This is a genomic window from Acinetobacter sp. GW821-FHT01C12 (genome assembly GCF_059422625.1).
The window spans coordinates 267,280-281,617 of the sequence record NZ_JBWKXD010000002.1 but is presented as its reverse complement, the minus strand read 5'-3'; the positions used below and the strand labels follow the sequence as shown (position 1 = coordinate 281,617).

14 protein-coding genes and 1 tRNA gene are annotated in these 14,338 nt (G+C 38.1%); 5 read left to right on the top strand and 10 right to left on the bottom strand.

What is annotated here, in order from left to right; genetic code table 11:
- Positions 1-16: 16 nt before the first annotated feature.
- The 3 genes from AC07WY_RS06890 to AC07WY_RS06880 are packed head-to-tail and all read right to left on the bottom strand — an operon-like array spanning position 17 to position 2,199.
- Positions 17-1,006 (bottom strand): aldo/keto reductase, encoded by a 990-nt coding sequence (locus AC07WY_RS06890; RefSeq protein WP_494736036.1) that lies wholly within the window; start codon positions 1,004-1,006, stop codon positions 17-19.
- Positions 1,003-1,644, bottom strand: coding sequence for a hypothetical protein (locus AC07WY_RS06885; protein WP_494736035.1), 642 nt, complete (start codon positions 1,642-1,644; stop codon positions 1,003-1,005). The genes AC07WY_RS06890 and AC07WY_RS06885 overlap by 4 nt, the downstream gene beginning before the upstream one ends.
- A gap of 12 nt (positions 1,645-1,656) precedes the next feature.
- Positions 1,657-2,199, bottom strand: a complete 543-nt coding sequence (locus AC07WY_RS06880; protein WP_262086573.1) for a RidA family protein — start codon at positions 2,197-2,199, stop codon at positions 1,657-1,659.
- Between the two features lie 95 nt (positions 2,200-2,294).
- On the opposite strand from AC07WY_RS06880, the gene AC07WY_RS06875 reads away from it, so the two are divergent.
- Positions 2,295-3,188 carry a LysR family transcriptional regulator gene (locus tag AC07WY_RS06875; protein ID WP_262086572.1) on the top strand — a complete coding sequence of 298 codons (894 nt, stop codon included), beginning with the start codon at positions 2,295-2,297 and terminating at the stop codon, positions 3,186-3,188.
- Between the two features lie 90 nt (positions 3,189-3,278).
- Here the strand turns inward: AC07WY_RS06875 and AC07WY_RS06870 are convergent.
- Positions 3,279-3,354, bottom strand: a tRNA-Asn gene (locus AC07WY_RS06870).
- A gap of 246 nt (positions 3,355-3,600) precedes the next feature.
- On the opposite strand from AC07WY_RS06870, the gene AC07WY_RS06865 reads away from it, so the two are divergent.
- Positions 3,601-4,080: a hypothetical protein gene (locus AC07WY_RS06865; RefSeq protein ID WP_262086571.1), complete on the top strand. Its 480-nt coding sequence runs from the start codon at positions 3,601-3,603 to the stop codon at positions 4,078-4,080.
- A gap of 33 nt (positions 4,081-4,113) precedes the next feature.
- Here AC07WY_RS06865 and AC07WY_RS06860 read toward each other — a convergent pair whose 3' ends face one another.
- The 4 genes from AC07WY_RS06860 to AC07WY_RS06845 all read right to left on the bottom strand — a co-directional run bounded on the left by AC07WY_RS06860 (position 4,114) and on the right by AC07WY_RS06845 (position 8,968).
- Positions 4,114-5,550: a cryptochrome/photolyase family protein gene (locus AC07WY_RS06860; RefSeq protein WP_494736234.1), complete on the bottom strand. Its 1,437-nt coding sequence runs from the start codon at positions 5,548-5,550 to the stop codon at positions 4,114-4,116.
- Between the two features lie 109 nt (positions 5,551-5,659).
- Positions 5,660-6,142, bottom strand: a complete 483-nt coding sequence (locus tag AC07WY_RS06855; protein WP_004717066.1) for an FKBP-type peptidyl-prolyl cis-trans isomerase — start codon at positions 6,140-6,142, stop codon at positions 5,660-5,662.
- A 143-nt stretch (positions 6,143-6,285) separates the two neighbouring features.
- The gene (locus tag AC07WY_RS06850; RefSeq protein ID WP_262086570.1) at positions 6,286-7,572 is read right to left on the bottom strand and encodes an NAD(P)/FAD-dependent oxidoreductase; all 1,287 of its coding nucleotides are present in this window, start codon (positions 7,570-7,572) and stop codon (positions 6,286-6,288) included.
- A gap of 127 nt (positions 7,573-7,699) precedes the next feature.
- Positions 7,700-8,968 carry a D-alanyl-D-alanine carboxypeptidase PBP6B gene (locus tag AC07WY_RS06845; protein WP_262086569.1) on the bottom strand — a complete coding sequence of 423 codons (1,269 nt, stop codon included), beginning with the start codon at positions 8,966-8,968 and terminating at the stop codon, positions 7,700-7,702.
- Between the two features lie 178 nt (positions 8,969-9,146).
- Here AC07WY_RS06845 and AC07WY_RS06840 point away from each other — a divergent pair, with 178 nt between their 5' ends.
- On the top strand, positions 9,147-10,850 hold the full coding sequence (locus AC07WY_RS06840) for a M61 family metallopeptidase (RefSeq protein WP_151956934.1): 1,704 nt from the start codon (positions 9,147-9,149) through the stop codon (positions 10,848-10,850).
- 78 nt (positions 10,851-10,928) lie between these two features.
- Here the strand turns inward: AC07WY_RS06840 and uraH are convergent, their stop codons facing one another.
- The gene (gene uraH / locus AC07WY_RS06835; protein WP_004717057.1) at positions 10,929-11,330 is read right to left on the bottom strand and encodes a hydroxyisourate hydrolase; all 402 of its coding nucleotides are present in this window, start codon (positions 11,328-11,330) and stop codon (positions 10,929-10,931) included.
- Between the two features lie 554 nt (positions 11,331-11,884).
- Here uraH and AC07WY_RS06830 point away from each other — a divergent pair.
- On the top strand, positions 11,885-12,367 hold the full coding sequence (locus AC07WY_RS06830) for a hypothetical protein (RefSeq protein ID WP_262086568.1): 483 nt from the start codon (positions 11,885-11,887) through the stop codon (positions 12,365-12,367).
- Between the two features lie 264 nt (positions 12,368-12,631).
- A complete protein-coding gene (locus AC07WY_RS06825) occupies positions 12,632-13,051 on the top strand; it encodes a hypothetical protein (RefSeq protein WP_494736034.1) in 420 nt (139 codons plus the stop codon).
- 74 nt (positions 13,052-13,125) lie between these two features.
- On the opposite strand, the gene lipA is transcribed toward AC07WY_RS06825, so the two are convergent.
- Positions 13,126-14,139: a lipoyl synthase gene (gene lipA / locus AC07WY_RS06820; protein ID WP_004717052.1), complete on the bottom strand. Its 1,014-nt coding sequence runs from the start codon at positions 14,137-14,139 to the stop codon at positions 13,126-13,128.
- Positions 14,140-14,338 lie beyond the last annotated feature (199 nt).

Sequence of the window (14,338 nt, the reverse complement as noted above, 5' to 3'; positions counted from 1 at the left end):
AGATGGAACTGTTGCTTTAGGCAGTTTCGATACCTGTCCAGCCTGCATCTGGATAACGTTCACCTTGTATCTGATCAGGTGCAAAAAGTTGATCAAGTTGCAGAATTTGTTCATTCGTGAGGTTAACTTGATTGGCTTTAAGGTTATCCTGTAAATAATTTAAATGTCGTGTCCCAAAAATTGGCGTGACATGAGCATGTTTGCGCAGTAACCAAGCTAAGGCAATTTGTGCATTGCTGTGTTGCCATGACTGACATAAGTCGCTAAATTTTTTCAGTAATAGCTGGTTTGACTGAAAGGCTTCACCCTGTAATCTGGGTAAGTTTTTTCTGAAATCATTCTCAGGCATTGTTTCTGGATTTAAATCTGCTGTGAGAAATGCCCGTCCTAATGGACTATAAGCAACAAATTCAACATTCAGTTGCTGACAAGTGTTTAATAAACTTTGTTCAGGTTCACGTGACCAAAGGGAATATTCACTTTGGACTGCTGTAACAGGCGCAATAGCACAGGCTTTTTCTAAGGATTGTGCTGAGATTTCAGAAAAGCCAAAACTTTTAATTTTGCCTTCTTGAACCAAATCTGCAAGCGTAGCTGTAACATCTTCAATTGGGATTTCAGGTTGTCTCCGATGACAATAATATAAATCAATTTGTTCAATACCTAAGCGTTTTAACGAAGCTTCACAGGCGCTACGGATATAATCTGGCGTATTATCAATACGGCGTTTATAGTGATTTTCAGCACGGACAATACCAAATTTAGTCGCGATTACCATTGCCTCTCGTTCAGTTCGATAGTGTGCAATAAATTGCCCCAATAACTGTTCATTGTGTCCATGACCATAAGTATCCGCAGTATCAAAAAAATTAGTACCTGCATGAAATGCTTGTTCCAAAATCTGTAATGAGTTTTGATCATTAGTTTGACCATAAAACTCACTCATTCCCATACAACCTAAACCCATTGGTGAAATTTTAAGATGTGTTTGACTTAATTTTTTCATTTTGATTGACCTTTAATGATGAGGTGATCTTTAGCCCATGAATCATGTAACCATTTTTCAGTTTTGCGGTGGCCAGGAAAACTGACCCAGACAATATCTCTTTCAAAAATAATGGGCCGTTGGTTTTTACCAATAATGACCCAAAACCAGCGACCATCATTTAAGTTGCGCATTTTGACTTTTATGCCTGCAATCTTTTGTGTTTTTCCATTGATGTGCACGTTTTCATCATGCTGATCGATCCAATGAATCTCTCGATGTTGCAGTAAGTCTGGTGCATAGTGTTGTAGAAAGTCATCACTGATTTTTTGCGCTTGCGCTTTTGTGGGCAAATGACCGTTGAGAAGGCTTTCATCTAAATATGAAAATCCTTTTAAATGGCCTCTTTGATCCGATAAATAACTGAAATTTTCGCAATTCAGTTTGAGAGATGGTAATTTCTGATAGCGGACCAATTGCACATGCTGTTGGTCGCTCAGCACATCTTGTTGATACACTTTTTGATAATGCGAAGGTAAAAATTCAGACAAAAAGTGAGTCATATTATTCACCTGCGTTGTTGTGATTATTGCTGCTGGATCATTTGCAGAACATGATGTGATCAGTAGTGTACTACTGAGAATGAATGCATATTTCATATGATTGACGCCCTAAAAAGTTGAATTTTTATTTGGGGGGATCACGGCAATAGCTTCGACTTCTACCAAAACATCTGGATGAAATAATTGTGCAACACCAATCAGGCTACTTGCTGGTGGCAATTCAGCTTGAATAAATTGATCGCGAACTTTACGAATTGTTGCAAGCTGATCAGGTTGTAAATTACGGACATAGATGGTCAGTTTGACCAGTTGTTGAGTACTCACATTCGCTTGATGTAATGTTTTTTCAATATTTTGAAAAACCAAGAGCAGTTGCTGTTCAAGACCAGCCTGTAAGATATCGCCATTTTCTGTGATAGGGACATGCCCAGATAAGTACATCGGTTGCCCTTGTTCTACAATGATTGCCTGTGAAACATTGGGAATTGTGGCGTATGTTGGGTTGATAGGACGCAATAAGGTATTTGGTGCTGATGCGTGATGATGCTGCTGCATGGTGACCTCAGATGAATTTTTATTTTGTGCATGTGTGAGAGGACTGTTAAAGAACAGACCCAATAAAATAGGGAATATGTAAAATTGAGATGACATATTTTGAGCCTATGAAAAAACAATAGAGAGATTGTGCTTAAATTTCATTTTTTATAGAATAGTCATTATTGATGGTTTTAAATTCCAAAAATGAAATGTTAGATGATCTGAGTTTATTTATCGCAATTGTTGGGGCGGGAAGTTTTAATAGGGCTGCACAACAACAGAATATACCCGCAGCTACACTGACGCGTCGCTTGCAAAAATTAGAAGAGAGCTTGGGGTGTAAGCTATTACACAGGAACAGCCGAGGTTTGAAATTGACTCAGGAAGGGCAACGTTACTACGATCGCTGTCAACCCTTAGTTAGAGCGTTACTGCAAAATACCCATGAAATAAAAGAGGAAACTACACAGGTTAAAGGTCAAATCAAAATTCTAGCACCGATGAATCTGGCAATATTTCCGTTAAAACAGTTTTGGAATACCTTTCTACAAAGATATCCAGAGATTGAACTTGAATTACAACTGGACAATGCTTTAGATGATTTAATGGCTCAGGGGGCAGATCTCGCCTTACGCGTAGGTAAAATGGCTAATAGTGCCTATATTCAAAAGCGGCTGGGAAGTGTTCAAACCTGTATTGTGGCATCACCAGATTATTTAGATCGGCATCTCATTCAGACACCACAAGATTTAGATCAACAAGACTGGTTATTGGCATATCCCTTAGAACAACTTGAACTTAGGCAACATCAACACAGTTATACATTTAAAATTCAGTCGTATCGATTGAAAGTGAATGAAATCAGTTTATGTGTAAATCTAGCAGAACAGGGACTAGGATTAAGTTATGTTCCACTGACTCAATGTGAAGATGCCTTGAATTCAGGCAGATTAAAACGGGTGCTTCCTGATTGGCAATTACCAATTCGAGATGTTTATGCTGTTTGGCAGGCGCAAAAGGTCATGCCTGCACGAGTAAGAGTTTTTATTGAAGAGTTAGCTGAATTTTTCCAGCAACAAACATGGAATGATACTGCCCCATAAAAGTGAATGGGTATTCTTGTTTATTTGTCACAGCCTGTGTCTAGTCCTGAAATAAAAAAAGCCCACTTTGATAAGTGGGCTTTTAGAATTTGGCTCTCCAACCTGGGCTCGAACCAGGGACCTGCGGATTAACAGTCCGTCGCTCTACCGACTGAGCTATTGGAGAATCTGAATGCGATTATAAGGATATATCTTTATGGGTCAAGCCTTTCCTGTCATCTTTTCTTCATTTGTACACTGTATGGTTTTTATTTGAACAATCTATAGATAATTTAAAAAAATTGATTCTGACAGTTGCAATAGTGAAACGGTCTTGTTAGATTAAAACCATAAAGAGTGTTTAAGTTTGACTTAAACAGTGTGGATTTAAAACCAACTTGCCAGCACTAAATGGCTAAATAGGAGACAGCGAATGAATACGCTTACTATTTCTCAAATTTTTGAAAATTTCTCAGTCTACCAAGAAAATTACCTTTCAATCCTGCAAGATCCTGAACAATATTTTATCCAAGTTGAACAAGCCTATTTAGATGTTTGGCCATTTACTGAAAAAAAACTGTATTTGGGCGATCTGTTACAACTTTGGTTTAGTGAAAAATGGCTCATTAATACACCGTGTCGATTATTAAATTCATCCAGTCAGGTTTCATCAAGTTCAAACACGCAAGCTACTCAAAAACGCATTCAACGTACACAAGATTTTTATCTGTTTCAATTGAGTGGAAGTACCTTATCAGGTTCTAACCATGCGCAAATCTGGTCAGTTTCAGAACAAAAAGTGCTTTATGTTTCTTTGGATCGCATCTTTAAATATTACTGCTATTTTGAATCGATTGAACGCCCAAAAAACCATCCTCAAAACCCATTTAAATTGTTTCAACACGCGATTTAATCAAACGCATTGAGAACGCTTTTAAGTGTGACTTTAAATCTGCTTAAAAGCTTCAATTGCTCGAATACGACTTTGTTTTAAGTCCACAATTGGCTTTGGATAATTGAGCTCAATATTGGGATTTTTTGCATAAGGTTCATGAATGGTTTTTGCGTCTAAATGTGCAAGTTCTGGAACCCACTGTCGAATGTAGTCACCTTGTGCATCGAATTTCTGCGATTGGCTGATAGGGTTAAAAATACGGAAATAAGGTACGGAATCAGTTCCTGTGGATGCACACCATTGCCATCCTCCGTTATTGGCAGCCAAATCCCCATCAATAAGATGTTGCATAAACCATTGCTCACCTAAACGCCAATCAATCAATAGGTTCTTGGTGAGAAACATGGCGACAACCATACGGATCCGATTATGCATCCAGCCTGTGTGAAGTAACTGGCGCATACCTGCATCGACGATAGGAATCCCTGTCTGACCTGTTTGCCAAGCGCTTAAATCATTTGCAGCATCGCGCCATTGTAGTTGCTGTGTTGGCATTTTAAAGGGCAAGTGCTTTGACACACGCGGAAAATCAAACAGGATATGCTGATAAAACTCACGCCAAAGCAGCTCATCAAGCCATGTTTGTTGTCCAATATGATCAATAGAAAAATGTCCAAATTGTGCTCGAAATAGGGCATTGAAACACTGTCGAATTGAAAGGATGCCTATATTTAAATATGCTGAAAGCTGGCTGGTGGCTTCAATTTGGGGAAAATCACGTTCAAGTTGATAATGACGGACTTTATTTTCAATAAATTCATCCAAGACATTCAAAGCATATTGTTCGCCAATTTGCCATTGCTTGTTGATCTGATTCGGATCGAATGTAAAACCAAGCTCGGCCAAAGTTGGCAGGCTATTGTTATCCAACTCGCCCACATCTATTGCATCATTTAAGGCTTGAGTCTCAGGAGTAGGGAAGCATTGCGGGATCGAAATACTCAGTTGTTCATAGCAGTATTTTTTAAATGCACCGAAGACTTGATAGGGTTGATTGGATTTATTGCGAATTGAACCGACAGGGAACAGAGTGCGATCATGATATAAAACCAAATCACGGTTACTTTGATTCAGTTGTGTTTGAACTTGGAAATCTCGATTTAATTCATTAACACCGCACTCAATATTGGCGTGTACATTTTCAATGTCCAGTTTTTGACAGAGTTGATCGATCTCTGCTGCAATGTTTTCCCATAAGGGAACAGTGCGGATAATCAACGGAATTTGAATAGAAGCAAGTTCTTGTTGAATGGCTTGAATTTGTCGTAAATAGAAATCAAGCTTAATCGGTGCATCGTCATGCATCCGCCATTGTTCAGGTGAAAGAATCACCAGTGCAATTACAGGACCGCTTTGCGCTGCATGCCATAGGGCAGTATGGTCTTGAATACGTAAGTCTTGACGGAACCAAAGAAGTTGTTTTTGCATAGGATTGATAGGAATGGATTCATTCACACTAGGTTTTCATCAATTTAAACCAATACGCATAAAAAAGGCAAAGTAAAAACTTTGCCTTTTCGATCAGATCAAGCAGATCTTAGTGGTGATGACCACCTGCACCGTGTACATGACCGTGCTCTAATTCTTCTGGAGAAGCATCACGAACTTCTGCGATTTCAACTTCAAAAGTAAGATCTTGGCCAGCTAATGGGAAGTTAGCATCAACGATGATGTTGTCGCCTTCGATTGCTTTAACAGTAACGATTTGAACACCATCATCAGTTTGAGCTTGGAACTGCATACCAGCTTCAATGTTCTCAACACCTTGGAACATTTGAGCAGGAACTTCTTGAACGAGGTCAGGGTTGTATTCGCCATAACCTTCAGCAGCTGGGATAGTGACTGTAAATTTGTCACCTACAGTTTTACCTTCTAAAGCTTTTTCTAAACCAGGAATGATGTTACCTGCGCCATGTAAATATGCAAGTGGTTCACCTTGTGATTTATCGAGAGTTTCACCCTCAGCGTTAGTCAGCGTATAGTGGAAAGAAACCACGTTGTTATTTGCAATAGCAGTCATGTTATTGATCCATTCGGTAATCGATAATTTTAAGGCTACATCATAAAGTGAAAAGCAATTTTTGTAGACTAAAATTACTAAAAAATTGCATTTTCATCTGTATTTTGACCATTTTTTCATAAATATGGGCAAAAACTTAAATTTCAATGCAATTTTATTTTTGGCGCGATTTTTCGTGTAACAAAATCTTTAGCCGTTAACAAGCCTGCATGAGCATAGCCATATATCGTCGCTTGATGAATACGATATAAAGACACATACATCGATTTTGCCACGAAGCCTTGAACATTAACCTGACCAAGTAGCTCACCGACCGCTTTATTTTCACTGAGTGATACCAGTGAACCTTTGTCTGCGAACTGGAACATTGGCTGTGGTCGTCCTTTGATGCGTGCATTCATTGCATCTACTAGAAACGAAGCTTGTTGACTTGCGACTTGTGCACGTGGACCAAGTGGTGCTTCTCTTGCATCTAAGATACAGTGGGCGCAATCACCAAAGGCAAAAATGTTTGGATCAGCCTGAGTCTGTAAGGTTGCGTATACGTTTAAACGCCCCATACGATCTTTTTCAAAGCCTGCTAAATTGGCAATTACTTTAGGGGTTTTTATCCCTGCTGCCCAAACTTTTAATTGTGCTTCTACGGATGTGCCATCACTAAAATAGACTTTTTCAGCATCTACTTTTTCAACACGTTTGCCCGTTAATACATCTATTTTCATTCGTTGTAATTGCTGTGTGGCATGCTCAGCCATTTTTTCAGAAAGTGCAGGTAAGATACGATCAGCGCCTTCAACCAAAGTAATTTTGACATTGTTTGGGTTAATTTTATTTAAACCATATTTATAAAAGTTCTGTTTGGCTTGAACCAACTCAGCTGAAAGTTCAACACCTGTTGCGCCTGCACCAATCACGGCAATGTGTAATTCACGATCAATATTTTTATTTTGAGCATCTAAATACAAGTGCAGTAAGTCCTGTTGGAAGACTTCTGCTTGTTGGCGACTGTCGAGATAATGACAAAACTCTTTAACCCCAGGCGTATTAAAGTCATTGGAGACTGAGCCGACTGCCAGAATTAAGGTGTCATATTGCAGGGTGATTTGCTCTTGATTGGATTCATATTTACTGGTTTGGGTTTTGCTAAGCTCGATGGTTTTGTTATCACGATCTAAATGTTCAAAACGACCCAAGACAAATTCATAGTGATGCTTGGCTGCATGTGCATAATAATTGGTTTCTTCATCACTTGGGTTCATGGTGCCAGCTGCAATTTCATGTAGCAATGGCTTCCAGATATGGGTGAGTTTTTGGTCAACAAGGGTGATTTTGGCTTTTTTACTCTTTCCAAGCGTATCACCGAGTTGTGTCACCAGTTCTAAACCACCAGCGCCACCACCAACAATCACGATATGATGTAGATTTGACATAGAAAACCTAAATTGTTGTTATGAAAATAGAATGGCATAAATATGCCATTCTATTTAATTGTTTAGGTTTTTTTTGTATTACAGGTTACATAATTATAATAAATCTAACTAAATTGGTTGGTTTTAATTAAATCCCAAAAATTGACTTGATCCATTCGATTAAACGTTCAAACCAAGAGGCTTGTTCGATATGCACTTCATCTTCAATATCAAAACTTTGAATCAGTTGATTGTTTTGGTAAACATTCACTTTTGCCAAATGCATGATCTTTTCTAAAGGTGCGGTAAGTGATGTCTCATTCAGTTCAACATTCAAATGGGTTTGAGTTGTTGTAAGCGGTTCAACTGCTGCCAAGAGACCATTTGCCTCAGTTTTCATGATACGGCTATTTACAACATCAAAAGTCGCTAAATCAATTGGTGTCGCATCGTTATATAAAGATGTGGTAATGAGTTGAGGTTTTTTTGCTTCAACCTTAAACATTTTTAAGGTGGATTTAACTACAGGAAGCTCAGCAATCAATTGTTTGTCTTTAATTGCGACTTCATCACGGGTGTAGGCATAGCCCAAGTTTAACAGTTTATGTGCAATTTCCGCGCGTTTAACTGCACTTTTTGCACCCATCACCACCACAATTAAACGACGATCAGGAGACTCTGTAATGGCAGAAGGACGATGCGCTGTCAGTGCTAAGTTATAGCCGGCTGCTTTGGTGAAACCCGTTTTTAAACCATCTACACTTGGATCAGACTTTAAAACAAGGTTGGTGGCATGATGAAAATGTTGGTTATAACTAAAACTTGGCATCACTGAATAATGCATATATTCAGGGGTTTGTGATGTTACTGCTTGACCTAAGATCGCCATATCATGAGCTGACGAAAAATGATCAGGCATGGTAATACCTGGAGGGTTGGCAAAATGAGTATCCGTCATGCCCAAGGCTTGTGCTTCTTGGTTCATACGAGCAACAAATGCAGGTACGCTACCTGAGATACGTTCTGCCAGCGTTACTGCTGCATCATTGGCAGACATCACAATCAATCCAGCAAGAAGTTGGTCAATTGAGATTTGCTCACCTTGCTTCAGGTACATTTGAGATTCATCCCATTGCACGATTTGAACTACGGGGGTTGCAGTAATAATCTCTTCTTTTTTGATATGACCTGCTTTGAGTTCTTTCAACGCAATATAGGCGACCATCATTTTGGTCATGGATGCTGGCGCACGCTGTACATGACTATTATATTCAGCAATGGTTTGACCCGATTGTGTATCTAATATTGTCCAAGCTTCAGCTTCAACAGATTGCGGATTAATATTAAGTAAAGCGGCGTTAACAAACGTGGAGCAAACCAAGCCAGTTATCGCGATAAAAGAAGCAAGAATTTTCAACAGATTTACCTTTAAGCCAATCCTATGGCAAGAGTGCATAAACTTTGCGAATGCTATGCCTTTTTTGCACTCTTCGCTAGTCAGAATCGTAGAGAATTGCGACTAAAATCGCCTGACTTTGTAAAAAAATGCTAATCTAATTGGTAATTTCTCACTGTCTATTTTCGAATATATATTTATGTTGCATTATCAGATTGAATTTGACGATTACCGTCAGCACCTCATTCATGTCACATTGCGCTTTTTGGCGAACCCTACTCAAGTTTTGTCACTTCCTACATGGATTCCTGGTAGTTATTTGATCCGTGAGTTTTCTAAACATATCGAATCTGTGAAAGCCTATGATGAAGCGGGTCGTCAACTGCAAATTAATAAGTTTGAAAAAAATAAATGGCGTTTATATAACACCGACCATGAACTGATTACTGTTGAATATGATGTTTACGCCTATGACCTTTCGGTACGTGGTGCATATGTCGATCAAACCCGTTTATATGTCAATCCTGCTTGTATTTGCCTAGGGTTGCAAGACCAAGAAGAATCAGCAATCGAAGTTGAAGTATTTTTACCTGAAGAATTAAAGCATTTTCAAATTGCCACAGGTTTAGAGTCAAGAAGCTTGGTGAAAGGGCGCTATACCTTAAAAGCCAACAATTATGCACAATTGATTGATGCACCATTTGAATTGGCGGATCAAACCCGTTTTAGTTTTGAAGCGAATGGGATTCCACATGAATTTGTGGTTTCTGGTCAGCATACAATGAATGCAGCGCGTATGAAGCAAGACCTTGAAAAAATCTGTAGTACAGAAATTTCAATGTTTGGTTCAGCACCTTTTGAAAACTATACTTTTATGACCATGGCAACTGGCAATAGTTATGGTGGTTTAGAGCATCCGAATAGTACCAGTCTGATTTCGCCACGTGATGATTTTCCTAAAGCAAATGAACCTGTAGAGCCTTCTGCGGATTATCAACGCTTCCTTGGGTTGTGTAGTCATGAATATTTTCATTCATGGTTGGTTAAATTTATCCGCCCTGAAAACTTTGCAAATTACGATTTAGATCAGGAAGGCTACACCTCACTGTTATGGATTTTTGAAGGTTTCACCTCTTATTATGATGATTTGATTCTGTATCGTAGTGGTGTGATTTCTCAAGCATCTTATTTAAAGTTGCTAAAAGGGCAAATTGATCGTTATCTACAGAATCCGGGACGTTTTATTCAATCTGTTTCAGAGTCTAGTTTTGACGCTTGGATTAAATTTTATCGTCAAGATGAAAACTCAAATAATGCTGGAACCAGTTATTACAATAAAGGCTGTTTGGTTGCACTCAGTTTAGATTTAGGTCTACGTTTACGTGGTTCTAGTTTGGATGCGTTAATGCGCCGTTTGTATGAAAATACCCAAAAGGGCATGCAAGTCAATGAGCGTACGATTGTCGAACTGTGTAATGAACTGACTGGCGATAATTGGATCGAACAGATTAATCATTTGATTAATACCACAGATGAGCTACCACTGGATCAATTGTTCCCTGAATTTGGTTTGAGCTATAGCTTACAAAATGAAAAAGCACTTCCATTCGGTTTGAAAGTTGCTGAAAAAGCTGAGGGTGTTATCATTCAGCAAGCGCGTCGTGATGGTGTTGGCGCAAAAGCAGGTCTGTCTGCCAATGATGTGATCATTGCGATTGATGGTTTAAAAGCATCTGAAAAACTTTTAAACCAATATGCAAAACAGCAAGGTCAATTTACGGTTTATGCATTCCGCCGAGATGAGTTTTTACAATTTGAGTTGCAAGGCGGCGAAGTTGCATTGACTACGGTTGAGTTGACTGTATTAGATCAAGCCAAAGCTGAGAAATGGTTAAAGGCTTAATTAAGTTGTGTACCCCCAAAAACCGATGTTAAAACACATCGGTTTTTTTTCGCCTAAAATTTAACGTGGTATGATCAATCAATTACCACGATATGTTGAATATCCATAAGGGCTAATCAACAGTGGAATATGATAATGTTCAAGACTTCCATCAATCACAAAAACCACTGGAACTTCTGGGAAAAAAGCACGTTGGTTATTTTGTTTAAACCATTCACCAGTTTGAAAAGTAACCTTATAGACACCTTTATCTAATACTTTGTTTTCAGGGTATAAGGATGAAATTCGCCCATTACTATCAGTACTTCCCTCATTAATTTTTACCCATTTATCTTTTTGTTGCGCTTCAAGAATGACTTTAACATTGCTTGAAGGTAAGCCATTTTCAAGATTTAATACATGTACGCTTAATGGGTTTTGGGCAAAACAAAGCCCAGAAAAGAGGGTTGCTGAAATAGCTAAAGTTAATTTTTTCATCATCAATTTTTACTAAGACTAAAATCACTATGTTAAGGTTAAGTTGAAGTGTTGCCGTTAAAAAAATGTAAAATTATATTAATTGTTAAAATTTAACGATGTATGGGGATTAAATAATTTTTATTTAACAATTAGATAGATAATTAAAATAATAGATAAAACAGTATCGTTGAGAGATTTCTAAATGAAATGCTTAGGCTTGCAAACGAGCCAGTCTAAAAAACGATGCATATTTTATTTAGATGCTTGTATAAGTTAGAAACCGATTTGACTGGATAAATACCCTATAAAAATTTTTTCAGATTTAAACTTACATACTATCCTTGGCGATTTATAAGACTAATTATAATGTGATTCGAGGCAGCCAAAAAAATTCAAGCAAACCTTAGCCTTGTGGTTTTTAAAATGTTATAGTCAAATTTAATTATTAAGTTTTTATAAATAAAATATTAATCTATTGTTTGTAGTGAGTGCTTAAATCTAGTCTTGTATCTGCTTCGTCGTGGTCTAACAGGATGTGCAATTCATACATTCGACAGTGAGAAGGAAAAGATAATATGAAAAAATCTCTTTTCAATATACCAAGTATAGTTTTGTGTGGCGTTCTAATCTTGGTGACATCTGTTGCGCGAGCAGACGGTACAGGCAAGCTACAGTTTCTATATACCGCTTATTTGGATGTACCTGCCTTGTTTCCAAAAACACTTGCTTCATGCAAGAAATTTGACGCATCGACAGAGCCAGAACTACAACGCTTGTATGATCAGTGGTATCAACAGCACGGACGTTATCAAAAGGAATTGCAACAACTGATATTTAAATATCTTAGTAAACAAATGGGGACAGCAAAAACAAAGAAGGTTATTGCTGAGATCAAAAAAGAAGTTAAAGGGGAGCTAGTAAGCTTATATTTTCCACAAAATCATACGTGGACCGACAATTGGTTTTGTACTAAATTGCTCCCTGAAGATTTGACAGGGAAGGGCTTAATGTTGAATTACGCAGACTACGTTGAGGAACTTAAGCAGAAAGTAAAATAAAGACATTTATTTTAATTTAAGCGACTTTCTGATTTTGAAATCAGTCAAAGTCGCTAAGTCGATAAATCTGCAATGATTTATTTCAACCCAAATCTGCAACAAAAGTAAAACGAGGTAAATAAGCTAAAGCGTCATCCATTTTTATATTCATGATTCCCAGTTAAGAGAAATCAACATATTTGTCATTAAACTTTCTAACTGTATATTTTAAAATCATCCAACAATAAATTTATTCTAAATTCATAATACAAAAGGGTAATGTCAATGAAAAAGCGTTTCTTAAAGCTCTTCACAATTGCATGTGGTTTAGGCATAGCTCCACTTGGATTTGCTGCAAATTGTTCAAGTACAATCAGCAATAATGCTGTGGCAAACTTAACTGTACCAGCAGGTGCAACATGTACCTTAAATAGTACATCCGTTGAGGGAAATGTGAATGTACTCAATGGTGGGAGTTTGATTTTAAATAATTCTTCAGTGAGTGGAAATGTGCAAGCCAATACAGCCAAAGTATTGAAATTGGTCAATTCTTCTGTTGAGGGGGATGTGCTTGCAGGTCAGGTTTCGTCAACATTGAGCTTAAATAAATCCATGATTTCAGGAAATTTACAATGCTCTACACTGACGAAACTACAAAGCAGTATGAGTAGTGTTGAAGGTAAAACTATAGGGAAGTGTCGTTAAAGATCAAAAATATCTGTCAAAAAAGCACTCAATATTGAGTGCTTTTTTGACGCTTAAATTTTTTGAACAATGACTTAAGCTTCGATGGCTTGTACCGCAATTTTTTTCGCAGGATCAACTTTACGACGTACCACTGGAACAGGTTCACCATAATATTGACGATCTGCAAAATAGCTTGAACGAACCATTGGAGCAGCCCAGATATTTCTGAAACCAAGTTTGTGACCGTGTGCAGTATAACGCTCAAATTCTTCTGGTGTAACAAAACGGTCAATTGGTGCATGTTCTTTAGAAGGCTGTAAGTATTGACCAATTGTCACATAATCAACACCATGTGCATGTAGATCATCTAACAGGGCAATCACTTCTTCTTCGGTTTCACCAATACCCACCATCAAACCACATTTTGTTGGCACATCCGGGCAGTATTCTTTAAACATTTTTAATAAGTTTAAAGAATGTTGATAGTCTGAACCCGGACGCATCGCTTTATAGAGGCGAGGTACTGTTTCGATGTTATGGTTGAATACATCTGGTGGACATTCGGTCATGATACGCAGTGCAATATCCATACGACCACGGAAATCTGGAACCAATATTTCTAATAATGTTTTTGGACTGAGTTGACGTGCTTCTTGAATACAATCAACAAAATGTTGCGCACCACCATCTAAAAGATCATCACGGTCTACAGAGGTAATCACTGCATACTTTAAACCAAGATTGGCGATGGTTTCTGCCATATGACGAGGTTCATCAGGATCAAGTGCATTTGGACGACCATGTGCAACATCGCAGAACGGGCAGCGACGGGTACAAATATCACCCATGATCATAAAGGTTGCAGTACCACCACCGAAACATTCTGGAAGGTTAGGACAAGCTGCTTCTTCACACACAGTATGTAATTTTTGTGCACGTAAAGTGGTTTTGATTCGTTGAACTTCATCAGGCGCAGCCATTTTGACACGAATCCAGTCCGGCTTTCGTGGTGCTTCAACCGTGGGAATAACTTTTACAGGTATACGAGCAACTTTTTCCGCGCCACGTAATTTGACACCCTGTTCTGGTTTACGGTTCTCTGACATATTCAACTTTTCCACTGTTTTCTACGGGGGAGATTATGCTCATTATAGCGGAAATGCAAAAAGATAGGGCAAAAACACTATTCATATACTAAATGTCGTTATCACAGAATATATGCATGCGAAATACAGAAAATTGTTTTGGTTTAGGTCATAATATCGCATAAGACAAGATATAGACTGAATTTACTATAAGGAGCTT